At 60.6% G+C, this 22,750-nt stretch carries 20 protein-coding genes; 4 read left to right on the forward strand and 16 right to left on the reverse strand.

Annotated elements, in window-relative coordinates:
• Positions 1-11: 11 nt before the first annotated feature.
• The 3 genes from LU684_RS02905 to LU684_RS02915 all read right to left on the reverse strand — a co-directional run bounded on the left by LU684_RS02905 (position 12) and on the right by LU684_RS02915 (position 3,649).
• The gene (locus tag LU684_RS02905) at positions 12-1,367 is read right to left on the reverse strand and encodes an MFS family transporter (RefSeq protein WP_269803251.1); all 1,356 of its coding nucleotides are present in this window, start codon (positions 1,365-1,367) and stop codon (positions 12-14) included.
• 223 nt (positions 1,368-1,590) lie between these two features.
• Positions 1,591-2,253 (reverse strand): RraA family protein, encoded by a 663-nt coding sequence (locus LU684_RS02910; RefSeq protein ID WP_191087723.1) that lies wholly within the window; start codon positions 2,251-2,253, stop codon positions 1,591-1,593.
• Positions 2,254-2,305: 52 nt separating this feature from the next.
• Positions 2,306-3,649, reverse strand: a complete 1,344-nt coding sequence (locus LU684_RS02915; protein WP_191087722.1) for an MFS transporter — start codon at positions 3,647-3,649, stop codon at positions 2,306-2,308.
• Positions 3,650-3,800: 151 nt separating this feature from the next.
• On the opposite strand from LU684_RS02915, the gene LU684_RS02920 reads away from it, so the two are divergent.
• Both LU684_RS02920 and LU684_RS02925 read left to right on the forward strand, forming a co-directional pair.
• Positions 3,801-4,700 (forward strand): LysR family transcriptional regulator, encoded by a 900-nt coding sequence (locus LU684_RS02920; protein WP_191087721.1) that lies wholly within the window; start codon positions 3,801-3,803, stop codon positions 4,698-4,700.
• Positions 4,701-4,802: 102 nt separating this feature from the next.
• On the forward strand, positions 4,803-5,468 hold the full coding sequence (locus LU684_RS02925) for an RraA family protein (RefSeq protein ID WP_019470885.1): 666 nt from the start codon (positions 4,803-4,805) through the stop codon (positions 5,466-5,468).
• Positions 5,469-5,521: 53 nt separating this feature from the next.
• Here the strand turns inward: LU684_RS02925 and LU684_RS02930 are convergent, their stop codons facing one another.
• Positions 5,522-5,941: a PA0061/PA0062 family lipoprotein gene (locus LU684_RS02930; protein ID WP_024717887.1), complete on the reverse strand. Its 420-nt coding sequence runs from the start codon at positions 5,939-5,941 to the stop codon at positions 5,522-5,524.
• A gap of 181 nt (positions 5,942-6,122) precedes the next feature.
• Here LU684_RS02930 and LU684_RS02935 point away from each other — a divergent pair, with 181 nt between their 5' ends.
• Positions 6,123-6,293 (forward strand): hypothetical protein, encoded by a 171-nt coding sequence (locus LU684_RS02935; protein WP_177336035.1) that lies wholly within the window; start codon positions 6,123-6,125, stop codon positions 6,291-6,293.
• 101 nt (positions 6,294-6,394) lie between these two features.
• Positions 6,395-7,966 carry a sensor domain-containing diguanylate cyclase gene (locus LU684_RS02940; protein WP_232894127.1) on the forward strand — a complete coding sequence of 524 codons (1,572 nt, stop codon included), beginning with the start codon at positions 6,395-6,397 and terminating at the stop codon, positions 7,964-7,966.
• A gap of 24 nt (positions 7,967-7,990) precedes the next feature.
• Here LU684_RS02940 and LU684_RS02945 read toward each other — a convergent pair whose 3' ends face one another.
• From LU684_RS02945 to LU684_RS03000, 12 genes are all read right to left on the reverse strand, one after another.
• Positions 7,991-10,063, reverse strand: a complete 2,073-nt coding sequence (locus LU684_RS02945; RefSeq protein ID WP_023048115.1) for a hybrid sensor histidine kinase/response regulator — start codon at positions 10,061-10,063, stop codon at positions 7,991-7,993.
• A gap of 181 nt (positions 10,064-10,244) precedes the next feature.
• Positions 10,245-11,432, reverse strand: a complete 1,188-nt coding sequence (locus tag LU684_RS02950; RefSeq protein ID WP_145914186.1) for an MFS transporter — start codon at positions 11,430-11,432, stop codon at positions 10,245-10,247.
• Positions 11,433-11,456: 24 nt separating this feature from the next.
• Positions 11,457-12,494, reverse strand: coding sequence for a Rieske 2Fe-2S domain-containing protein (locus tag LU684_RS02955; protein WP_016486864.1), 1,038 nt, complete (start codon positions 12,492-12,494; stop codon positions 11,457-11,459).
• Between the two features lie 122 nt (positions 12,495-12,616).
• Positions 12,617-13,450, reverse strand: a complete 834-nt coding sequence (locus LU684_RS02960; RefSeq protein WP_016486863.1) for an SDR family NAD(P)-dependent oxidoreductase — start codon at positions 13,448-13,450, stop codon at positions 12,617-12,619.
• Between the two features lie 23 nt (positions 13,451-13,473).
• Positions 13,474-14,238 (reverse strand): SDR family oxidoreductase, encoded by a 765-nt coding sequence (locus LU684_RS02965; RefSeq protein ID WP_191087718.1) that lies wholly within the window; start codon positions 14,236-14,238, stop codon positions 13,474-13,476.
• Positions 14,239-14,370: 132 nt separating this feature from the next.
• Complete coding sequence (locus LU684_RS02970; protein ID WP_016486861.1) at positions 14,371-15,621, reverse strand: helix-turn-helix transcriptional regulator; 1,251 nt, start codon at positions 15,619-15,621, stop codon at positions 14,371-14,373.
• Positions 15,622-15,669: 48 nt separating this feature from the next.
• Entirely contained in the window at positions 15,670-18,060 is a 2,391-nt protein-coding gene (locus LU684_RS02975; RefSeq protein ID WP_232894128.1) for an efflux RND transporter permease subunit, read from the reverse strand.
• A complete protein-coding gene (locus tag LU684_RS02980; protein ID WP_016486859.1) occupies positions 18,047-19,090 on the reverse strand; it encodes a WD40/YVTN/BNR-like repeat-containing protein in 1,044 nt (347 codons plus the stop codon). The genes LU684_RS02975 and LU684_RS02980 overlap by 14 nt, the downstream gene beginning before the upstream one ends.
• A 142-nt stretch (positions 19,091-19,232) precedes the next feature.
• Positions 19,233-20,441, reverse strand: coding sequence for an acetyl-CoA C-acyltransferase (locus LU684_RS02985; protein ID WP_023049059.1), 1,209 nt, complete (start codon positions 20,439-20,441; stop codon positions 19,233-19,235).
• 8 nt (positions 20,442-20,449) lie between these two features.
• Complete coding sequence (locus LU684_RS02990) at positions 20,450-20,920, reverse strand: MaoC family dehydratase (RefSeq protein WP_031312466.1); 471 nt, start codon at positions 20,918-20,920, stop codon at positions 20,450-20,452.
• A 9-nt stretch (positions 20,921-20,929) separates the two neighbouring features.
• Positions 20,930-21,715 (reverse strand): SDR family oxidoreductase, encoded by a 786-nt coding sequence (locus LU684_RS02995; protein ID WP_016486856.1) that lies wholly within the window; start codon positions 21,713-21,715, stop codon positions 20,930-20,932.
• Positions 21,716-21,861: 146 nt separating this feature from the next.
• Positions 21,862-22,740, reverse strand: coding sequence for an SDR family oxidoreductase (locus LU684_RS03000; RefSeq protein ID WP_016486855.1), 879 nt, complete (start codon positions 22,738-22,740; stop codon positions 21,862-21,864).
• Positions 22,741-22,750: the final 10 nt, after the last annotated feature.

Consider the following 22,750-nt stretch of genomic DNA (forward strand, 5'->3'; position numbering starts at 1 on the left):
CTCGCCTCACCTCAATGGCTGATGTGGGATGGCGTGGATTTGCGTCCCATGAACTTGCGAACCCCAATGTTCTCCTCGACCTTGCCATCGCCATCCAGGTAACCATGTCTGGAGAGGTCTGGCATCAACAGGGAGGAAACAAGGGTGATGGCACCGATGGCTGCGACATACAGATAGAAGTACTGCTCCATGCCCAGCGAACGGAAGCTCAGTGCTACGTACTCAGCGGAACCCCCAAACATTGCAGCACCTACCGCATAAGGCAGCCCTACACCAAGGGCCCGAACGGTTGGTGGGTAGAAGTCTGCTTTCAGCACGCCAGTAACCGGCGTATAGAAGGCTGCAATGAGCAACCCGGCGACCACCAGCGCGAATGCACTCAGCGGGTCCTGAACAGACTTGATCGCTGACAACAGGGGTATGACCAGGAAAGTGGACAGCAGACCGAAAATTATCATGTTGCGGCGTACGCCGATCTTGTCCGCAAGCATGCCGAAAACCGGCTGGGCACACATGAAGATCACCAGCGCCGAAGCCATGATGATGCTCACTGTCGGTGCCGGAATACCGACACTCACCACGAGGAATTTCTGCATGTAGGCAGTGAAAGTATAGAAGTACAGAGAACAGCCGATGGTAATGGTGAAAGTCAGCAGTACAGCGCGCTTGTGTTGCATGAGGCCCCTGAGCGAACCCGCCTCTTTGCTCTTCATACCTTGCGCAGTGGCTGTTTCGCGCATGGTCCGGCGCAGGTACACCACCACGATCGAGGCCAGCGCGCCGATCAGGAACGGCACTCGCCAACCCCAGGCTTTCAGGTCCTGTTCAGACAGCACCAGTTGCAGCACTGCCACCGTCAACAGCGCCAGCAGTTGCCCTGCGATAATGGTCATGTACTGGAACGAGCCATAGAACGAGCGGCGCCCAGCGCGTGATACCTCACTGATGTAGGTAGCGCCGGTGCCATACTCGGCACCGACCGATAGCCCTTGCATCAAGCGGGCGACCACCAACAATACCGGCGCCGCAACACCGACAGTGGCGTAGGTAGGCATGACAGCGATCATCAACGACCCACCGCACATCATGAACACGGAGATGATCATCGATATCTTGCGACCACGCGTGTCGGCGATGTAACCGAATATCCAGCCACCCAGCGGGCGCATGAAGAAACCGACCGCAAAAATACCAGCTGTGGCTAATAGCTGGCTGGTCTGATCGCCCGCCGGAAAAAACAGTGAGGCGAAATAGATTGATGTGTAGGCATAGATGAAGACGTCGTACCACTCCACCAGATTGCCGGAACAGACACCTACAATTGCAGTTGTACGCTCTTTGCGAGTCAACGGACGTGCCGTGCTCATCTCTGCATTCATGATCGCTACCCTTGTTGTTATTGTTTTGCTCACTCGGGTACAGCTTTGCACAGCGATGGTGTGACGGAAGACCTGCCGAAGATCTAACAGCTATGCCTGGCGGGCATGGCCGTTTGTTTGAAACGCGCTGGCCGGCTCTACCCAAATAGCCAGAGCTGGCAATCGGCGGGTAACCCAGCGACAGGTCTGCAAGCGGTTGGCGCTGCGGCGCTTACGCTTTGCGTTGCAAGGTGTGGTATCCAAGGTCCTCGCGAGCTTGCTTCAGGGTTTTGCCCTGGCTGATGGCTGTGCGGATATCGGCCTCGACCCTCTCGATCTCGCGGGCGAGCTGGGCAACGTCACGGGCGCGCCCGCGTGGCACTACGAGCACGCCATTGGCGTCGGCGACAACGATGTCGCGTGGGCACACCCGCGCCTGGCCGACGGAGACCGGTTCGTTGACCGCACCAACCTCAACCCGGTCCTTGCCGGTACGCATGAAACGGCCCTTTGTAAACAGCGGGTAGCCGTCGCCCAATGCCTTGTTGACATCGCGGCAGACGCCGTCGATCACGGTCGCAGCGATTTTCCGCGAGCCTGCATACTGGGTCATGATGTCGCCCCAGACAGTGCAGTCCGTGCGCCCGTCATTGTCGATCACCACCACATCGCCTTCGCCCACGTCCTCGATAAAGTCACCTACGGTGCCGGGCGGCACGCTGGCACAAACATACCGGACGGTGAACGCAGGGCCGACCACGACCTGCTGGTAGTCGCCCAGCGGCATCACGCCAAAGCAGTGGCCGGGCAGCCCCAGTTTGTCCATCGCATCGGACACGCCCGGGGTGTCCAGGCCTTCGAACAAGGCGATCAGTTCTCTGTCTTCGGTGTTCATCTGCAGCTCCTTGGTAAGGTAATAAAATGGCAGGGATGAGCGTCGGTATGGTTCAGGATGCAGTGGTTTTGGGTACCGGCTCGATAATGGTCAACAACAACACGAAACTGAGGAACGAACCGATCGCCAGGTAGGAGAACACGTAACTCCAGCCGTAGCTGTCGAGCAGCAAGCCGGTCAGAAACGGCGTGGCCGCAGCACCCAGCTGGCCGATCATGTTGACGATGGCATTGGCAATCGGGAACGTCTGTTTACTGGCCAGGGCCATGGGGTAAACCATGTAGGACGAGAAGCCGAAGCTGAGCACCACACCCGTGGCCATCAGCAGCAGGCCATAGGCCAGAGGGTCTGCGGGTGAATTGATCAGCAGGTACATCATCACCGAGGTACCCAGCGCTGACAGCAGCATCCCGGGCTTGCGCCGACCTGCCAGCCAACGGTCCGAACAGTAGCCTCCCAGCAGGTTGCCGAGCACGGCGCCAACCCAGGGCGCGGCCGAGACCAGTCCCATGTTCATCACCGTGAAGCCCTTGACGGTCATCAGGTAGGTAGGGATCCACGCCAGCAACACGCTGGACACCCCCAGCTGGAAGCAGTAACTCAGCGCGCTACCCCAGATCTGCCACGAGCCGAATACCTGCCGGCGGGTTTCCAGCAGCGGTACTTCGCGACGCCGAATGAAGGCGTCCAGGCGCCTGAAGCTACGCGCCGAAGGTTGCGTGGCGCTGCCCGCCTGCGATGGGTCGACGGGTGCCGGGTCACAGATATGGTTCAACTCGCCCTGGTTGACGAACCGGCTTCTGGACGGATGGTCTGCCACCATGAAATACCAGGCAATCGAAAGCAAAATGCCGGGCGCTGCGAAAAAATAGAACACCTCGCGCCAGCCCCACACCGAGATGATCACAGCACACAGAGGCGGCACGATGACAGGGCCGAACTTCACCGCTGACAGGAAAATCCCGGAAGCGATGCCCTTTTCACGGGGAGGGAACCAGTTGTTGATAGTGGTCGTCATGCTGATCGGCAACGGACCCTCTGCCAACCCCAGGCCCAGACGATAGAGCTTCAATGCGACCAGGGACCCCGCCGTGCCAACCAGGCCGGTCAACACAGAGGTCATTATCATTGCGCCTGGCAGGATGCGGCTGACGCCGAACTTGCTGAACGCCAGCCCGGCTGGGATTTGTGCCAGTGCGTAAGCCAGCAGGAACAGGCTCATGAGCCCACCTGCCTGGGCGTTACTCATCTCGAATTCTTGCCGAATGAAAGGCAGCGCCACCCCGAGATTCGCCCTGTCCGCTGCTGCAATTGTGTAGATTGAAAAGATCATCCCGGCAACGATCCAGCGGTAACTGCTGCGCCCTTTGGCATGGGCAATTTCAGCGGTCGACATACTATGCGTACCCTTGTTGTTGTAATTCGTGGGTAATCTAAGCAGGGCAAAACAAGAAAAAAAGCGACAAATACTCAACTCAAATCATCACTTTTGGTGGACAATCTTCACCCCCGTCCTCCGCTTGCGCGACACACGCCAAGGAAAACAAGTGATTACCCTCAAGCAGATCGAAGCCATTTACTGGATTGTCGAGCTGGGCAGTTTCGAGGCCGCCGCAGCCAAACTGAACATGTCGCAGTCTGCGATCTCGAAACGGGTTCAGGAATTGGAGGACGCGTTCGGGGTGTCGATTTTCGATCGCTCAAAACGCAGTGCCCGGCTCACGCAAAAAGGGGTTGAATTGCACGGGTGCGCCGTCGATATGCTGCGCCAGCGTGACGATCTGCTTGAACGCATCAGCTCCAAGGAAACCCTGATCAGAAGGTTCCGCCTGGGCGTTACGGAACTTACCGCACTCACCTGGCTGCCTGCACTGGTGGATCGCATTCATCAGAGCTATCCAAGGGTCGACCTGGAACCCTCCATCGAACTGAGCACCGACCTGTTGCGCCGGCTGGAGAGCGACGAGCTGGACCTGATTATCGTGCCCGATATTTTCAAGGACCCACGCTTCATCAGTACACCGTTGAAGGCAGTGGAGAACGCCTGGATGTGCGCCCCGGCTTTGCACCAGGGCGACGAGGCAATCAGTCTGCAAAAGCTGTCTTCCTTCACCGTGCTGACGCAGGGCGGCAGCTCTGGCACGGGCCAAACCTACGAGCGCTGGCTGGCCGAACATGACATACGGCTAGGCAAGACCCTCACCAGCAACTACCTCGTTGCGCAAGTGGGCTTGGCCATTTCCGGAGTGGGTGTCAGTTACCTGCCACTCGCCTGCATGGGGACGTTGATCGCCCAAGGCCGTCTCAAGGTGATTCACACCGAGCAACCCCTACCAACCATCAACTATGTCTGCGTACACAGATCCGATCGGTATCAGGGCCTAACGGTCGAAGTTGCCGGGCTCGCGCAGCAAACCTGCGATTTCGACAAACTAATCATCACCTGAAGCGATCATTTTCGATCAATAAATATCGCTAAAAGCAAACGCTTTTATCTCCTACCATCGCCGCACCAGCCGAGGGTTTTCACTTCATTCAGGAGATTGAGCATGTCGTTACCCGGGTCTCGCATCCTTGCATCACCCGCTCTGGCCCCCGCTTCGCTTATCGAAGCGTTCGCCTCAGTCGTAACCCCACACATCAGCGACAACCTTGGCCGCCACATCGGCGCCAGAGGCCTGACTCGCTACAACACCACCGGCAAGCTAGTGGGCACAGCGCTGACCATTAAGACCCGGCCCGGTGACAACCTTTATATCTACAAAGCGCTCACATTGCTTGAGCCCGGTCATGTACTGGTTATCGACGCTCAGGGTGATACCAACAATGCGGTCATCGGCGAGCTCATCAAGCTCTACGCGCAACAGCGCGGCTGCGTGGGGTTTGTGGTTGATGGGGCTATCCGCGACGTTGACTCATTTGCTTCGAGCCCCTGTTACGCGCGCGCCGTTGTGCATTGCGGGCCTTATAAAACCGGCCCTGGCGAGATCAACGTGCCGGTATCGGTTGGGGGCATGGTGGTTAATCCTGGGGATATTATCGTGGGTGACGAGGATGGAGTAGTTGCCTTCCCTCAGGCAGTCGCCCAGCAGGTGCTGGCCCAGGCCCGGGCTCATGAAGCACATGAAGAGCGGGTCAAAGCTGAAATCGCCACGGGTGCGATCGATCAGTCCTGGCTGGACAAAGTGCTTGAAAAGGCGGGGCTGGCTAACTGAGCTCTGAGCTTGCCACTGACCACACAGCCGCAGAGGCTGAGGCTTCCTGCCCCTTAGAGGCAATAGAACTCGCTTACCTCTGCAACCACCTCCCCCTTGGCATCATACAAGCGCGCCTCAGGTGTCAGCGCCATCGACCTTCCTTCCAGCACATAGCGCTGGCCTGCCTGAAAGTTCGCGTAAGGGACTGTCAGGTAACATTCGCGTACAGTAGTGCCGCCCATCAGGCTCAGCCCGCCGCCACCGCCCACTTCATAGTCAAACCTGACGATCAGCTCATGGCGCCCGGGGCTCACTTGAAAGAAGCGGCCGTCGCGCAACCGTTGCTTATCCAGCCGTTCGGCCATCAGTAACCTGTCATTGGGAAATGGCACCGAGAAATCGACCCAGGCCATCTGCGGATTGGCGCTTGGCAGCGGCGACTGGCAACCTGTAACTGCCGTGATTGCCAATAAAAGCATCATTGTGCGCATGATCGGTGCACCTGGGGCTGGGGCTTTCAGGATACCGCCAACCAGCACTCCACATCCTGCCAAAGAGGTCCGTTCTGCCATTTCACAGGTAAACACGGCCGCAGGCGCGCAAGTGGGCTGCACAATTTCGGCTGCGCCGGTATGGTCAGGGTTCTGATATCGAACTGCATCGGAGGCAGTCATGACAACCCTCTTTCGCATCAGCGTGCTGGTGTTGGTCGCAGGTATGTTGCTGGGCGATATCCTGGTTGCCAGTGTCGGCCTGGCGGCCGTGTGCGGGGTTGCCGTGTACAGCAACATCCAGCAGGACCAGCAGCCGGCTTGCCCTGCAGACTCGGAGTTTCTGGCCTGATGGCTCACGCCAGAGCAGCAGCTCTCCGACGCCCGCCTGCGCGGCAATACCCGTCTAAGCTTGTGCCGAACTTTCCAGCTTTCGAGGGATGAAGCGTACTCATGAGCAAGGTGCTGTCATCGCGTATCGGCCTGCGTGGCCTGGTTCTTGGCTTTGTCCTGCTCGCCGTGCTGAGTACCCTGTGCAACAGCCTGATCACGGCCTACAGTGTGCAACGCGATGCGCTGGTGCATTCGGCATTGGAGGCCAACCGTGCCTATGCCTTCAAGGTCGCCTCGAGCATCGATCAGTTTCTGTACTCGGTCAATGAACGCCTGAAGTACAGCACACAACGCCTGGGCAGCGACTTTGCCAATCGAGCGTTGCTCGAGGAAGAAGCGCACCGCCTGCAGGCCCAGGATTCAGAGTTGAACACCGTGCTGATCACCGACCCTGCGGGCCGGGTGCTGCAGGCTTACCCGCCTGCGGTGCCGATCGGTTCGACGGTCAGCTCCGACGAACTGCACGAAGCGCTCAACGTGCGTCGCCCCATGGTCAGCCAGGCGTTTACCTCAACCAACGGCAAGCTGATCGTCTTCGTCTCCCAGCCTGTCTTCAGCCCCACAGGCGAGTATCTCGGTCTGGTCGGCGGCTCCGTGGTCTTGCAACAGCGTGGCGTGATGCATTCTTTGATTGGTGAACATCACCTTGATGGCGCGTTTGCCTTTGTCGCCGATGGCAACCGCCGGTTGCTGTACCACCCCGATCAGCAACGAATCGGTGAAGTGCTCGGCTGGAGCGAGACGGTGGACAAGGCCTTGGTCGGTGACAGCGGCACGCTGGAGACGGTCAACTATCATAAGGTGCCGATGCTCGCCGGGTTCGCTCACGTGCAGGGCTCCAACTGGGCCGTGGTTGTCCAGCAACCCCGGGAACAGGCACTGGCGCCACTGGGCAAGCTGATGCGCGACATGCTGATCAGGATCATCCCGGCTGGGGTGATCGGTCTGGTCCTGATACTGCTCGGCGTGATGCTGATCACTCGCCCATTGCGCGCGCTGGCCGGCCATGCCACCGACCTTTCGACCCCGAATGCAACGGCTGAACTATCAGCCATCAACGCCTGGTATGCCGAGGCCGCGGCGATCCGCCAGGCGCTGGTATTACAGTCGCAACAGCTGCAACAGAAAATCGGCAGCTTGAACGCCGCGGCCGACACCGACCCGCTCACCGGCCTGGCCAACAGGCGCGCGATGAACGCGGCCCTTCAGGGGCTGGACGCAAGCCAACAGGTGTATTCGGCACTGGCGTTGGACGTCGACCATTTCAAGCGGGTGAACGACAACTTTGGTCACGATGTCGGTGACCTGGCCTTGCAGAGGGTGGCCCAAGTAATCCGCGACTGTACCCGGGCCGGGGACCTGCCGTGCCGTGCCGGTGGCGAAGAGTTCTGCCTGCTACTGCCGAACACCGCGCTGAACACGGCCTGCGAGGTCGCCGAGCGGATCCGCACCACGCTCAGCGCTGCCGCTGTGTCGGAGATCGGCACGTTGACCATTTCCATCGGTGTGGCCAGTCGCAGTGCACACACCCCCAACGCTACGGCCATCCTCAAGCGTGCCGACGAACGCCTGTACCTGGCCAAGCAGAATGGACGTAATCAGGTCGTGGCTGAAGATCGCCTGACGCTCTGATGCGTCATTGAAATACGGCACTTGTCAGCAGCAGTTCTTGAGTAAAGCATTTACGGTCAACGTCAGCGTTTCGAGTGTGAAGGGTTTTGTCAGCACAGCCGTGTTGGGCTCGAGCTGGGCATTGTCCAGTATCTTTGGCTGCGCATACCCGGTCATGAACAGGACTGGCAGGCCAGGCCTGATGCTGCGGCCAGTATTGGCCATCTGCCTGCCGTCAGTGCCTCCTGGCAGGCCGATGTCTGTGACAAGCAGATCGATGCGGGTATCCGAGCGGAGCAACTGCAGGCCAGCCAGACTATCCGTGGCCTCAATGACAATGTATCCGCAGCTACCCAGCGACTCGCTCACAAACATGCGCACGGAGGGTTCATCGTCGACGACCAGGACCGTTTCGCCTGAGGAGGTCAGCTCTGATTCAGGCAATGGCTCGGTACGACCTGCCGCATCCACCTCAACCTTGAGGCTGGGTAGCTGCAGATACACGCGGGCGCCCCGGCCCACTTGGGATTCGATCCGAACCTGCCCGCCTGACTGTTTGGCGAAACCATAGATCATGGACAGGCCGAGCCCTGTACCCGCCCCTACAGGTTTGGTGGTAAAGAATGGCTCGAATGCACGCGCTAGCGTCTCAGTGCTCATCCCTACCCCGTCATCGGCTACACAGACGGTGAAGTACGTGCCGGGTGCCAGTTCAGGATCGAGCGCGTCCCCTTGTACCAGCTCCTCGTTGTACGTCTTGATGGAGATCGATCCTCCACCTTCCAATGCGTCGCGAGCGTTGATGCATAAATTCAGCAGTGCGTTCTCGACCTGAGCCGGATCGACCAGACAGGTGCTTGATTTTGCCTGGAGCTCGACCTTGAGTTGGATCGCTGGCCCGACCGTCCTGCGTATCAGCTCCTCCATGTCGCTGATCAGGGTGTTGACATCGGTATGCACAGGCATCAGCGTCTGGCGGCGTGAAAAGGCCAAGAGCCGGTGGGTCAGGGACGCGGCCCTTTGTGCCGCACCATGTGCCACTGTCAGGTAACGTTCTACGTCAGCAATACGGCCCTGCTTCAAGCGAAGCTTGATCAAATCAAGGCTGCCTGTGATGCCCGCAAGCAGGTTATTGAAGTCGTGAGCGATACCCCCGGTCAGTTGGCCGACCGCCTCCATTTTCTGCGATTGACGTAGCGCTGCGTGCGCCGCCTCTCGCTCGGCCACGGCTTGTTCAATCTTCGCTTCCAGCGTGCGGTTAAGCTCCAGCAACTCCGACTCGGCATTTTTGCGCGCGGTGACATCGATGGACGAGCCAATCAGCCCCATGACCTCGCCTGCTTCGTCGCACAGTGGCGCTTTGACAGAAAGCCAGTAAGTAGCCGTGCCGTCCGGCATGTCGACGCGCTCTTCGATCTGAACGGCTTTCCCGCCATGCATGACGAGCCGATCGGTTTCCATTATCTGCCGTGCTTGAGCTTTGTCTTCCAGAAACTCCAGGTCGGTTTTGCCCAGGTAAAGCTCTGGTGGTTTGCCAACCAGTTGGGTGACACCATCATTCGCAACGATTAGCCGCCCCTCGCGATCTTTTGCGTAGACAACACCGGGAACGGCCGCCGTGAATGTCCGAAGCAAGGCTGACATCCTGTCACGCTCAGCCTCGGCTGAACGGCGTGACTCAACGTCCATGAGAATGCCGGGGAACCGCACAGCCTGACCTTCCTCGTCAAGCTCGGCTCTTCCATTGGCCTCGATCCAGCGGTAGCTGCCATCATGCTGCCTGACACGGTATTCACACCGGAAGCCCCCCCCGCGGCCCATCGCCTCCTGGATATCGGCAGAGACACGATCTCGATCGTCCGGGTGAATCGAGGCGAAAGCTTCCTCGATTGGAATACCCGCCATGCATTTATCTGCAGGCAGTCCGAAAGATCGCGAGAATCGCTCATCCGCAGTCACCTGGTTGGGGCGAATATCCCACACCCACGTTCCAATGATGGCGCCAGCATCAAGCGCCAACTGTAGACGCTCCAACGCGGTCGTTGGAAAAGCAGACTCCTGATTGGTTAATGCGGGAGCATCCAGGTCTCCTGAAGAGCCGGCGGCTTCGCGATCCATAATTGCCTCTTTTCTAATGCACTGAACGACAGGCCAATGGATGCGATTCTAGAGCGTGATGCCTGGCAATAGCGAGCAAAGTCCTTCGCCGGATCTGTTTTCATTTTAGGAGCTCCCGAAACGCCGTGCCTCGCGAACCGGCAGGCATCGGCCAGCCTCGTGGGTTTATAGCGGTCCGCCATCAAGCCTGCACACCAACCGCGCAGCCAGTGCCCACGTTTTGCAAGCGTGGCGCCAGCAGCCAGGTAAAGGCCAGCACCGGGATCAGCGCACAGCCTGCCGCCAGCCATAACAGTACGCCGAAGCCCTCACTGACCAGTTGCCCGGCCAGGGCCGGACCTGCCATGGAGCTCAGCGCAAAGGCGCCTGGAATCAGCATGATCGAACGACCGCTGCGGTCCAGGCGTGCAATCGCTGCGGTCTGATAGACACAACCCCAGGTAAAGCCCACTTCCCAGATCCAGGCGCCGGCGGCATACATCAAAAAGCCTTCGGCATTGCCCAGTAACAACAGCCCGGTACCCAGCACCGCGAGAACGATCAGATGGGGGACGCGTACGCCCAGGCGGTCACCCACCACGGCCAAGGCAAGCGCCGCTGCGCCGCCCAGCAGTTTCAGCACGGCGAAGACGATACCCAGTTCCGCTGGCTGCAGCGCCAGGCCATGGCCCAAGCGTTCGAGAAACGCCCATAGGCCTATCTGCCCGGCGCCGAAAAGGAAGAAAAACGCCAACGCAGCATAAGCCGCCGGCGGGAACCTGAAGCGTGCCAGCAACGAATCGGCTTGCCCCTGCTGCGCTTCGTGAATGAATTCCTGACGCCTGGGCAACGCCAGCGCGCTTAGGCTCAACAGCAGAATGATCGCAGCCAGCATCAAGGCCGCGCCGGTGTAATGGAAATACGCAATTACCAGCGACGGCAAGGCAAACAGCACTGCGGCTACCACGCCCAGTTCAATACCCAGGCGCATGCCCAGGGCGCGTTCCTTGTTGGCCATTTCACCCATGATGCGCATACCCAGGCAAGTCATCAGCGCAGCAAAAAAGCCGATCACCGCCCACAGCCACGACTGGACCGCAGGCGGCAGCCAGGACGACATACCATATGCCGCCGCAGCGCCAAACGCACACCCCAGGGTCAACCAGCGCCAGTTCATGCGATCGATCAGCACCACTGCCAACAGCGTGCCGAGCAGGTAGCCGGCAAAACACACCGAGCCCAGCAGGCCGATCTGTTCGACAGTAAAGCCCAGGCTATCGACCATCGACCCGAGCAGGATAGGCAAGGTATTGAATGGCAAGCCGCCAATCGTCGAAGCGAAGCTGGCGGCCAGCATGATCGCCAGTGTATTTCGGCCACTCATGTTCATTGCTCTCTCCTGCTCGGGCGGCTTTCAGCGCTGGCCGACGGTAATGATTTCGCGCCGCTCGGCCATGGTGGCCGGCACGCTGGTTTCGTCCATGAAAAACTGCTCGTACCATTCACGCAGTTGATAGACCGGGCCATCGCCTTCGGCCAGGACCGGGTTGTTCACCCGAATCTTGTGCGCCCAGATATCCACGTCCTGGTAGAAGGATTCGCGGTTGCGCATCACATAGTCCTTGGCCATTTCCCGATTTTGTTCTTCGCTCCACCCCGGCACTTTCTTCACCATGCAGCCAAAACGCAGCTCAAAACTGTTGGCGGTGATCGGCACATGGCAGTTGAGCAGGATCGAGTGGATCTCCATGCCCTCAAAAACTGCCCGCATCCGGGTAAAGTGCGTGGCTGGTCCGTAGTACGCCGACTCGGCCACCAGATCACCGCCCAGGCGCTCGGAGTCACCATGGAAAATCTGCTGGGCAATGTGGCCTTCGAAGACGTTGGCGAAATACTTGGTTGGCGTGCCATGAACCGGACCGAAGTGCTGGGCATCTGCCAGGTTATCGACCAGTTCGCGTGGGTTGGTCTCGATAATCAGCTTGTCCATGTGCCAGTCGTGCAGCCATTCGTCACTGTCCTGTTCCGGCAGATGAGGAATCACAACACCGTCTGCCGGCGCCTTGCCTTCCGGGTTGTTCCAGACAAACAGAAGGTTGTTTTCTTCACACGTCAGCCAGCTGTGGGTCTTGGCTTTCGGCGGGATACGTTTGCAGTACGGGATCTCCACGCACTTGCCGCTGGCATCGTACTGCCAGTGATGAAAGGGGCATACCACCCGGTCATTTTCCAGGGTGCCGCGCGAGAGGTCAGCGCCCATATGCGGGCAATGGGCATCAATGACGCTGATCTGGCCGCTGGAAGTCGCAAATGCCAGCAAGCGCGTGCCGAAGATATTCAGGGTGTGCAGCTGGCCATCACGGTAGTCGGCCGCTTCACCCAGGCAGTGCCAGCCTCGGCCGAAGCGCGGGGCCAGAGCAGTTTCGACATTGATTGCTGCGAGCTTGGTCATTGTTATTGTTCCTCGTGTGAAAATCCCCGGTAACTTGCCCGGTCAATCTTCACCGAGCAGCCGCCGGTGCTCATCCTCCGCATGGACTAGATGAGCACCACGAGTACTTCTTCAGCCAGTGTTCATCGCCAGTTGGCGACGATGCCGTGCTCCAGCGCAAACGCCTGCGCGGCGATGGTGCGCCGTTGAAAGCGCGCGGCCTGATCGTGGGTGGCCAGCCACACCATCACCTCTGCCGGCACCTGGGGAGGCGCAGTGCCGATGCGCATGGCCAGCACGCCGTTCTCACCGATCGTGGCCTTCAGCGCGTCAGTGGTGACCACCCCCGGATTGAGCGTGAAGGCGCGAATCCCCTGCTCGCCCAGTTCGGCTGCAAGCACCCCCGAGACCCTGGAGACCGCAGCCTTGCCGGCACCGTACGCATAGCCCCAGCCACCGTCGACGGCGGCCACAGGCGGGTCGCCTTCACCGGCACCGGAGGTGACGTTGATCACCACCCCGGCGCCCCGTTCGAGCATGCCGGGCAACACGGTCTGGGTCAGCAACAGCGGCGCCAGCACATAACCCTGGAATACCCGCTGCATGGTCTGCGGCTGCAGCGACATGAATGCGCTGTTGAGGTCGTGACCCTGGTAGATGGCGTTGTTTATCAGCACATCGATGCGCCCGAGCGCCGCCAGTACTGCCTGCCCGGCGGCCAGTACCGAGGCGCTGTCGAGCAGATCCATAGGCACCACCAACGCCTTGCGCCCCAAGGCGCGGATCGCGGCTGCCGTACTGTTGAGGCTGCCCGCCAGGGGCACGCCCTGGGCATCGCACAGCCGATGCACTGTGCTTTCGCCCTCCTCAACAGTGCGGGCACTGATCGCCACATCGAACCCGGCCCGGGCAAAGGCCAATGCCGTCTCGCGCCCGATACCGCGGCTTGCCCCGGTAATGAATGCCACTTTGGTCATTGTTGTTCTCACGTGTACATAGGCTAGAAACGTGCCGGACGAACCATGGCATCCATACCGCCATCTACAAACATCACAGTGCCGTGGACAAAACTGGCTTGAGTCGACTGCAAGAATGCCACGACCTGGGCGATCTCCTCAGGGTTGCCGGCGCGCCCCAGCGGTGCGACAAACTCACGGACCGCCTTGGCAAAGCGTGGATCGTTCAGAGACGCCTGGTGCAACGGTGTCTCGACTGCCCCAGGCGCCACCACATTCAGGCGTATGCCTTGTTTTGCCCAGGCAACCGCCTTGCTACGGGCATTGCAGGTCACGGCGTATTTGGAACTGGCATAGGCCACATGGGACTGCCCCAACGTATTGGCGTGTTCCAGCGCCAGCGCTTCGTTGCCGGCCAGCATGGCCGCAATCATCGGCTGCTGATCCGGGTTCACATGGGTGGCGGCAATCGATCCGATCACTACAGCGGCTGGCCTTTCGCCTTTGGCCAGTGCATCGGCCAGGCCGTCAAGCAGCTCACAGACACCAAAGTAGTTGACCGACACGATAGTACTGGATTCCGCGCTGGAGCCGACCCCGGCGCAGCACACCAGGCCGTCGAGCACCCCGTCGCAGTGCTCGAACACCTCACTGATGGCGGCCTGGCGCCCGCTTGCGCTGGACAGGTCGGCAATCACCTCGGCATTTGCCCGGTCGATGCCGATGGTGCGGTGCCCGGCGGCGCGTAGCGCCTGGCAGACTGCCGCACCGATACCGGATGCAGAACCGCTGACCGCTGTAACTGGCATAACGTTGCTCCTTGTTGAATGGTGGTGCTGGCTAGTATTGGTGCCGCGCAAACCCCACAACATCGTCCGCACGGACTAAAACGCCCCGGCCTTGCAAACAGGACCGGGGCGTTCGGGTAAGCGGGGCGAAGGTCAGGCGCTATTGCGCGCCGGGGTGGCCAGCTTCAACACCGGTTTTTCCGGCTTGTCGTTTGGCAGTGCTGCCAGTTTGGGCTTTCCCAAGGCAACCACACTGTTGAGAATGATGCGCACCAACTCCGTCTGGCGGCGCACACCCGTCTTTGAAAAGATCGAGCGCAAATGCGCCCGTGCGGTGTTGCGGCGCACATTCAATACTTCGGCGGCCTCTTCAAGCGACAGGCCGTTAGCCAGCTCCATGGCCAGTGCGGTTTCGGCCCGGGTCAGGTTGAACAGTTGCTTGGTTACCGTTTCGCTAGCCATAGAGCGGCCAACCGCGTCGCGGATGTATACCACCACCGCAGGTTTGCTCTTACCCTCGGCCCAGTCCTGGGTCGGAATGGCCTCGATCACTACCCCCAGGTTGACCTGGCCCGATGGCCTGGCCACCGACATCGCTTCGGCCGCAGTGCTGACCTTTTCGCTATTGACGTCACGCGCGAAGGCATTGCGTACCAGGCGCTGCAGTTCGCGGTTGTCGCTGGGATAGGTGGCTTCAAGGCGCCCACCCACCAGTTTCAGGCCGTCCGCCTGTTCCAGCAGTTCGCTGGCCACCGGGTTGAGGCGCAGCACGCTGCCACTCTGGTCAAGCACGATGGTGGCCACTGACAGGCGGCTGATGGCCTGGGCATACAGCTCGCTGATCGACTCGCTGCGATCGAGCAGGTTGTGCACGTGCATCGCACGGCGCAAATGCGGCAGGATCATTTCACACAGGGTGCGCTCGGAGGCGGTGAATTTCAGCGCGGCTTTGGGCCGGGTAATGCGAAACCGCAGCTTGCCGCCATCGGGAGTTGAAACGTCGGCACCCATGATGTGGTAGGTGTCGTGCACGGTACCGTAGGTCTTGTAGTAGACCGAATTGGCCCACTCGGCTTCGGTCATCAGGTCTTCGACGGTGAACACCTGGTCCATCGGCGGGTTGCTGAAGGGGGTAACAGCTTGTGGGTAGGCCCAGTAACTCACCTCCCCCTCGCCTTCGATGTCACCGACGACAATCATCAGGCCCAGGTCAGGTTGCTCTGGCACTCGCAAGATCAAGGTGACGTAATTGGCCTGATACAGGCTGCGTACGTGGCGCAAGGTCTTGGCCATCAACTTGTGGTTCAGCGAGCCGTCATAGAACTCGCCGATGAGCGTGTCATATTCAGCCAGCTCCATACCCATTTCTGCCAGCGCTCCAAACCCCACGGTGGAATTTCCCATCGCCCGTCTCCTCGCGGGGCACAGCCCAGGCCGTGCCCGCTTTTATTGTTATGATTCAAACACGTGTGCGCGCGCTGCACGGTTCGCTTTGACCGCAACCAGGGGTTTGCCGAGGTTGAACCAGGCGGCCAAGGCCGGCAGCAGGAAAATTGCCCCAAGTACATTGACCAGAAACATGAACGATAGCAAGACCCCCATATCGGCCTGAAATTTCAGCGATGCAAAGGCCCAGGTGCACACCCCGATCGCCATGGTCAGGGCAGTGAAAACGGCCGCTGTTCCGCGTTGGCACATGGCCTGGTAGAACGCGTGGCGCAGGTTGGCGCCCTCGGCCATTTCGTGCTGGATCCGCTCATACAGGTAAATGCCGTAGTCAACCCCGACGCCAACCCCAAGCGCCATCACCGGCAGGGTCGCCACCTTCAACCCGATGCCAAGCATGGCCATCAGTGCATTGCACAGTACCGCCACGATGGCCAGCGGCACCAGGATGCACAACACCGCGCGCAACGATTTGAAGGTCAACCAGCAGAACAACAGCACCGAGCCAAACAACGCCACCAGCATCAGCACTTCGGCGCGCTTGACCGCATCATTGGACGCCGCCATTACCCCCACATTGCCACCGCCGAGAAAGAACCTGATTTCCGGCACCTGGACCTGGGCAATGATCCGCTTGGCCTCCTGGACCACATGCGAGACCGTGGCGCCATCGTGATCGGTGAGAAACACCAGAATCTGCATCTGCTGGCAGCCATCGGTCACCAGGCCGTCCTCGGGCATGTAGGCACGGGCACCTTGACTCAAGCCCCGGGCCGACCCAGGAATGGCCGCCCAACGTGGGTTGCCTTCGTTGTTGCCGGCAATCACCGTCTTGCCAAAGCCGGCCACCGACTGCACCGACTGCACGCCGGTGACGCTGCGCATCTGGAAGTCGAAGGCTTCCACCGCACGCATCACCGACGGTGACAGGCACGCCTCTTCCAGCCCCTGAGCCCGGACAAACACCGCCAGCACATCCAGGCCGATGGAGTAGCTGCTGACAATTTTCGTGTTGTCCTGGTTGTAACGTGACTCGGCGCGCAACTCTGGCGCGCCAGCACCGATGTCACCGACTTCCAGCTGCCGGGCCTTGAGCACCGCCACGCTCAGCAACATCAGGCTGAGCGCCAGCACCGCCAGGGCCGGGCGCGGTTCGGCCAGCGCCGACAAGCGCCACCACAGCGGGTGCCTTCCCTGCTGCTGGACGCACTCCTTGCTCAGCACACTACGCTCCAGGCGCAGGTAGGAAATAATGATCGGCAACATCAGCTTGTTGGTGATGATCATCAGCATCACGCCGATACAGGCCGTGACCCCCAGTTCATGCACGATAGGGATGTCGATCAGCATGATCACGCCAAAGCCCAAGGCATTCATCAGCAACGCCAGGGAGCCAGGAATGAAGATCTTGCAAAAGGCCAGTTGCGCCGCCTGCAGCGAATCCTTGCCGGCCAGCACTTCCTGTTTCCAGGCATTGGTCATCTGCACGGCGTGCGAAACGCCAATGGAAAAAATCAGGAACGGCACCAGTATCGACATCGGGTCGATACCCAGGCCCATCAGCGGTAACAAGCCCAAAAGCCACACCACCGGCAGCAAAGCCACCAACAGCGCCACTACGGTCAGGCGCAACGAGCGTGAATAGAGCCACAGCAGCAGGCCGGTGATCAGGAAGGCGACGACAAAAAAGCCGATCACGGTCATCAGCCCTTCGACAACATCACCCACCAGCTTGGCGAAACCGACAATGTTGATCTCGATCTGATCGCTGCTGTACTTGTCGCGAATGTCCTCCAGACGCTTGGCGACTTCAACATAACTGACCGATTTGCCTGTTTGTGGGTCAACGTCCTGTAAATCGGCACGGACCATCGCCGACTTAAGGTCATTGGCCACCAGCCGCCCGACCTGCCCGGAGCGCGCGGCGTTGCTGCGCACCTGAGCCAGGTCTTCGGCGCTCGCGGTGAAGCGTGGCGGTACCACCACATCACCAAAAAAGCCTTCTTCGGTGATTTCGATGTAACGCACGTTGGCGGTGAACAGCGAGGTTACGCTGGCGCGGCTGACGCCGTTGATGAAGAACACATCGTCAGTCACCTTGCGCAGCGTGTCGAGAAACTCGGGGTTGTAGATGTCGCCTTCGCCCTTCCATCTAACGCTCACCAGAAAGCGGTTAGCGCCGGTGAAGTACTGGCTGAATTCGAGGAAGTTTAGCATGTACTCATGCCGCACCGGGATCTGCTTGTTGAAGCCGGGGTCGAGCTGGGTGTGGGTAGCGCTGTAGCCCAGCCCCAGGGTCAGCAAAAGGAATACCGTCAACAGCAGTTTGCGTCGTGCCAACAGCAGGTCGGCGCAACGCTCGACCAAGCGCCCGGACCGCGCTTTAGCGTACTTCATGACTTTGCTCTCCTTTGCCCAGTGAGGCAACGCTGTTACCGTTCCCTTGGAAAACGCCCCGTTCACCGGCTACCAGCAACTGATCGGTGCCCACCACGATGGCTGAGGTCAAGGTGCCCAACCCCGGTTGCCGGGTGGTGCCGATCAAGCGGCCTTGTGCGTCCAGGCGCACCATCGAGCTGCCGCCGCCGACAATCAGTACGCCGCTGTGGTCTGGCAGCACAACATGGCCATAAAGCGGCTGGGTATTGCCGACCTTGATCGCCTGCCACTGCTCACCGAAGTTGTCGGTCACAAACACATGGCCGCGCATGCCGTAGGTCACCCAACGCTGGGCGCTCAGGCGAACCACGCCAAACAGTGAGCCGTTATAGAATGCCGGCAACTGTTGCCAATGCTGCCCGTTATCGGCGCTGCGCATGACCAGGCCCTGTTCGCCGACCAACATGCGTCGGCCATCGCTACCGCCATCCAGCGCATTGAGATGGGCACGGTCGACCTCCAGCGCCACCGCGCGCCAGCTGCGTCCGGCATTCTCAGACTGGTAGAACTTGCCGTAGCTGCCGAATACCACGACCTGCTCGCCACCGGCCGCCCATGCACCGAGCAACGGCTCGCCTGCTGCGGCATCAAATTGGACCTCTTGCCAGCTGCTGCCAGCGTCATTGGAGCGCAGAATCAGGCTGTCCTGGCCAACGGCTACCAATTGCTCGGGGTTCAACGCGGTCAAAGCCGTCAGGGAAATCTGGCGTTGCGGCTCGACCGTGGCTTGCTGCCAGGTGCGGCCGCGGTCATCGCTGATCAGGATGGTTCCGCGCTCACCCACCGCCACCTGACGGCTGCCCAGATTGAGCAGGCCGTTTATCTGCATGCGCTCGGTATTCAGCGTTGTCTGGGCGATGTTCAGCGCGCCGCGTGGGGTAAATGCCAGCGCAACGATTGCGGCGACCGTAATGCACACGAAATAGGCAATAAGCTTGGCGCATGGGCGACTGCGTGCAGCGACATCCAGGCGCTCGACAATAGACATACGGTCCACCCTCTTGTTCTTGTAGTCGTGAATCACCGCGCCACCCAGGCGCGGTGTCTGAGGTGTGTAGATAGTCCGTCTGCTCGACCTGCGGGACATCGTCCAAATGGCCTAACCCGGTGCCGATAGACAGAACCGCGGGTCAGTCCAGCTCGAACAGGCCCGCCGCGCCCATGCCCCCCCCGATGCACATGGCCACGACCACGTAGCGCACGCCGCGACGGCGCCCTTCCAGCAGGCCGTGACCGACCATGCGCGCACCCGACATGCCGAACGGGTGACCAATCGAAATAGCCCCACCGTTGACGTTCAGGCGCTCCGCAGAAATCCCCAGAGCGTCGCGGCAATGCAGGACCTGGCAGGCAAAGGCTTCGTTGATTTCCCATAACCCGATTTCGGCCACGCTCAAACCGAAGCGTTTGAGCAGTTTGGGCACCGCCAGCACCGGGCCGATGCCCATTTCTTCCGGCGCGCAGCCGGCCACGGCGATGCCGCGATACGTCCCCAGCGGCTTCAGGCCACGCCGGGCGGCCTCGGCGCGGCTCATCAGCAAGCTGGCCGAGGCTCCGTCGGAGAACTGTGATGCGTTGCCGGCGGTGATGAACTCGCCCTGCTCGACCCATTGGCCGTTCTTCCACACGGGTTTCAACGCCGCCAGGTCTTCGAAGCGGGTTGAAGGACGGTTGCACTCGTCGCGATCGGCAACCACCTGCTCATGGCCATCGGGCTGGCCTTCCTTGTCAAAGCGCAGCTTGCGCACTTGCAGCGGTACGATTTCTTCGTCGAACAGGCCATCGCGCTGGGCCACCGCGGTGCGCTGCTGACTTTGCAGGGAGTAGTCGTCCTGGGCCGCGCGGCTGATGCCGTAGCGCTGGGCAACGATCTCGGCGGTTTCGATCATCGGGATGTAGGCGCTTGGCATACACGCCAGCACCGCCTCCGACTGGTTGCGGTAGGTGTTCTTGTGCTTGTTCTGGGTCAGCGACAGCGACTCGACACCGCCGCCGATGGCAATGCTCATTTCACCGAGCAGAATGTTCTTCGCCGCCATGCCGATACTGATCAGCCCTGAAGCGCACATCCGGTCAAGTGCCATGCCCGGCACGCTGTCGGGCAAACCGCCGGTGTAGGCGCATAGCCTGCCAATGTTGTAGCCCTGGGTGCCCTGCTGTACTGCAGCGCCCATGATCACGTCATCTACCGCGCCAGGCTCGATACCTGCACGCTCGACCACCGCGCGTACCACATGGCCGCCAAGCACCGGGGCTTCGGTGTCGTTGAAAGAGCCGCGAAAGGATTTGCTCATTGCAGTACGGGCAGTCGCTACGATTACAACGTCTTGCTTGTCCATGAACAGCCTCACTCGGTGACGGGATTGAAGGTGTAACGGCTGATGGTGTCGACCACGCAGCCAGGGCGTTCGGCGCCCTCGATCTCGACGCTGATGCGCACCACCAGCTGAACTGCGCTGCCGATCAGCTCGGCACTGATGACCTGCCCTCGGCCGCGTACCCGCGCACCGACTTTCACCACGGCGGGGAAACGCACGCGGTCGGTGCCGTAGTTCACCCCCATGGCCATGTTGTCGATGCTCATCAACTGCGGCATGAACAGGTTGGCCAGGGCCAGGGTCAGGTAGCCATGGGCGATGCACGCCCCGAACGGGCCATTGGCGGCGCGCTCAGGGTCGACATGTATCCACTGCTGATCGCCAGTGGCTTCGGCGAACAGATTGACCCGCGCCTGGGTCAGCTGCAGCCAGTCGGTGACGCCCAGGTCCAGGCCCTGGGCCTTGAGCATTTGCTCGGCGCTACAGAATCGGGTGCTCATGGGGTGCCCTCAAGCCTGTTGTGAACTGACCGACAGCACTTCGCCGACCATGTAGGAGGCGTAATCGCTGGCCAGGAGGATCATGACGTTGGCGACTTCCCACACTTCAGCGGCGCGGCCAAAGGCTTCACGATCGGCCAGTTTGGCCAGCAGTTCTTCGCTGCTGGCTTTCTTGAGAAATTCGTGCAAGGCAATCGACGGCGACACGGCGTTGATGCGCACCCCGCTTTCGGCGGCTTCCAGCGCACTGCAGCGGGTCAGCGCCATGACCCCGGCCTTGGCGGCGGCGTAGTGCGCCTGCTCTTTCTGCGCACGCCAGCCGAGTACCGAAGCGTTGTTGATGATCGCCCCGCTCCCTCGGCGCTCCATGTGCGGCAGCATCGCGCGGGTCATGCGGAAGGTGCCGGTGAGGGTCACATCAATTACCCGCAGCCATTCCTCGTCGCTCATCTCGGTGACCCGCCTGGAACCACCAAGGCCTGCGTTGTTGATCAGCACGTCGACGCCGCCAAGGGCCTGTTCGGCGGCGGCGACCAGGGCTTGCACCTCGGTTTCGACAGTGACGTTGCACAGCTGGCCGTACACGGCCTGCAAGCCGGTGTCGGCCTTGAGCTGTTCCACCGCCTGCTCCAGGCGCCGGGGATGAACATCGGAAATCATCAGGGCGCGGCAGCCTTCTTCGGCGCAGCGCTTGGCCACGGCATAGCCGATGCCAGCGCCAGCGGCGGCAGTGATGAGCACGGATTTGCCAGCCAGCAACTGGTGGCCTGGCACATAAGGAGGGGCTTGTTTCACGCGGTATACCTCTGACAGAAAACAGGTTGTCGACAGGTATAAAGGCCGCAGGGGGCAGGCACATCGTCAAAACGGACGGGGTCGGTTGTGGCAAGGCAAAAAGAGGCAGGCGCCGGTAATGCCGACGCCTGTGCATCAAGCTGCGCTCACGTACCCCAGACCTTTTGCGCCTTGGGTGCTTCGCTGAGGATCGCATCGACCGCCGCCCCTAGTTCAGCGACCTGCCATCGCGCCCCCTTGTCGCGGGTGACGCCGGTACGCCAGCCATCACCGAGGGAGATCCGGCCGCCCTGGCTCTCGAACAGCTGGCCACTGACATGTCCGGACGCCTCACTGCCCAGCCATACCACCAAAGGTGCGACGTTCTCCGGCGCCCAGGCGTCGAAGCTGTCGTCCTCGGGCTTCTTGACCATGTCCGGCATTGCGCTTTCGGTCATCGCCGTACGCGCCGCCGGGGCCAGGGCGTTGGCGGTGACGCCATAGCGGGCCAGTTCCGCCGCCTGCACCAGGGTCAGGGAAGCGATACCGCCTTTGGCCGCTGCATAGTTTGACTGCCCGATCGAGCCCTGCAAACCGGCGCCGGAACTGGTATTGATAATACGCGCCGCCACCCGGATACCGGCCTTCGCCTGATCGCGCCAGCGCCGGCCGAGGATGTTGGCCAGGCAGTAATGCCCCTTCAGGTGCACGCGCATCACCATGTCCCAGTCCTCTTCCGACAGGCTGATGAACATGCGGTCACGCAAGACCCCGGCGTTGTTGACCAAAACATGCACTTCGTCGAACGCCGCCAATGCAGCATCGACGATGCCTTGAGCGCTGCTCAGGGTGGTGATGTCGCCATCGTTGGCGATTGCTCGGCCACCCTGGGAGCAAATCTCGTCGACCACTGCCTCGGCGGCCTCGCGACGAATGTCATTGACCACCACATTGGCGCCTTCGGCGGCAAATGCCAACGCATACGCGCGGCCCAGCCCGCCACCGGCACCGGTGATGATCGCAGTACGACCTGCACAGATTCCCATAGGATGTTTT

Origin of the sequence: Pseudomonas sp. NMI542_15, assembly GCF_021283425.1 — a bacterium.
Classification (GTDB): Bacteria; Pseudomonadota; Gammaproteobacteria; order Pseudomonadales; family Pseudomonadaceae; genus Aquipseudomonas; species Aquipseudomonas fortuita.

Coding starts and splice junctions, on each gene's coding strand:
- LU684_RS02905 (WP_269803251.1), bottom strand. CDS start 1,367: ATGAGCACGGCACGTCCGTTGACTCGCAAAGAGCGTACAACTGCAATT.
- LU684_RS02910 (WP_191087723.1), bottom strand. CDS start 2,253: ATGAACACCGAAGACAGAGAACTGATCGCCTTGTTCGAAGGCCTGGAC.
- LU684_RS02915 (WP_191087722.1), bottom strand. CDS start 3,649: ATGTCGACCGCTGAAATTGCCCATGCCAAAGGGCGCAGCAGTTACCGC.
- LU684_RS02925 (WP_019470885.1), top strand. CDS start 4,803: ATGTCGTTACCCGGGTCTCGCATCCTTGCATCACCCGCTCTGGCCCCC.
- LU684_RS02930 (WP_024717887.1), bottom strand. CDS start 5,941: ATGCGCACAATGATGCTTTTATTGGCAATCACGGCAGTTACAGGTTGC.
- LU684_RS02935 (WP_177336035.1), top strand. CDS start 6,123: ATGACAACCCTCTTTCGCATCAGCGTGCTGGTGTTGGTCGCAGGTATG.
- LU684_RS02940 (WP_232894127.1), top strand. CDS start 6,395: ATGAGCAAGGTGCTGTCATCGCGTATCGGCCTGCGTGGCCTGGTTCTT.
- LU684_RS02945 (WP_023048115.1), bottom strand. CDS start 10,063: ATGGATCGCGAAGCCGCCGGCTCTTCAGGAGACCTGGATGCTCCCGCA.
- LU684_RS02950 (WP_145914186.1), bottom strand. CDS start 11,432: ATGAACATGAGTGGCCGAAATACACTGGCGATCATGCTGGCCGCCAGC.
- LU684_RS02955 (WP_016486864.1), bottom strand. CDS start 12,494: ATGACCAAGCTCGCAGCAATCAATGTCGAAACTGCTCTGGCCCCGCGC.
- LU684_RS02960 (WP_016486863.1), bottom strand. CDS start 13,450: ATGACCAAAGTGGCATTCATTACCGGGGCAAGCCGCGGTATCGGGCGC.
- LU684_RS02965 (WP_191087718.1), bottom strand. CDS start 14,238: ATGCCAGTTACAGCGGTCAGCGGTTCTGCATCCGGTATCGGTGCGGCA.
- LU684_RS02970 (WP_016486861.1), bottom strand. CDS start 15,621: ATGGGAAATTCCACCGTGGGGTTTGGAGCGCTGGCAGAAATGGGTATG.
- LU684_RS02975 (WP_232894128.1), bottom strand. CDS start 18,060: ATGAAGTACGCTAAAGCGCGGTCCGGGCGCTTGGTCGAGCGTTGCGCC.
- LU684_RS02980 (WP_016486859.1), bottom strand. CDS start 19,090: ATGTCTATTGTCGAGCGCCTGGATGTCGCTGCACGCAGTCGCCCATGC.
- LU684_RS02985 (WP_023049059.1), bottom strand. CDS start 20,441: ATGGACAAGCAAGACGTTGTAATCGTAGCGACTGCCCGTACTGCAATG.
- LU684_RS02990 (WP_031312466.1), bottom strand. CDS start 20,920: ATGAGCACCCGATTCTGTAGCGCCGAGCAAATGCTCAAGGCCCAGGGC.
- LU684_RS03000 (WP_016486855.1), bottom strand. CDS start 22,740: ATGGGAATCTGTGCAGGTCGTACTGCGATCATCACCGGTGCCGGTGGC.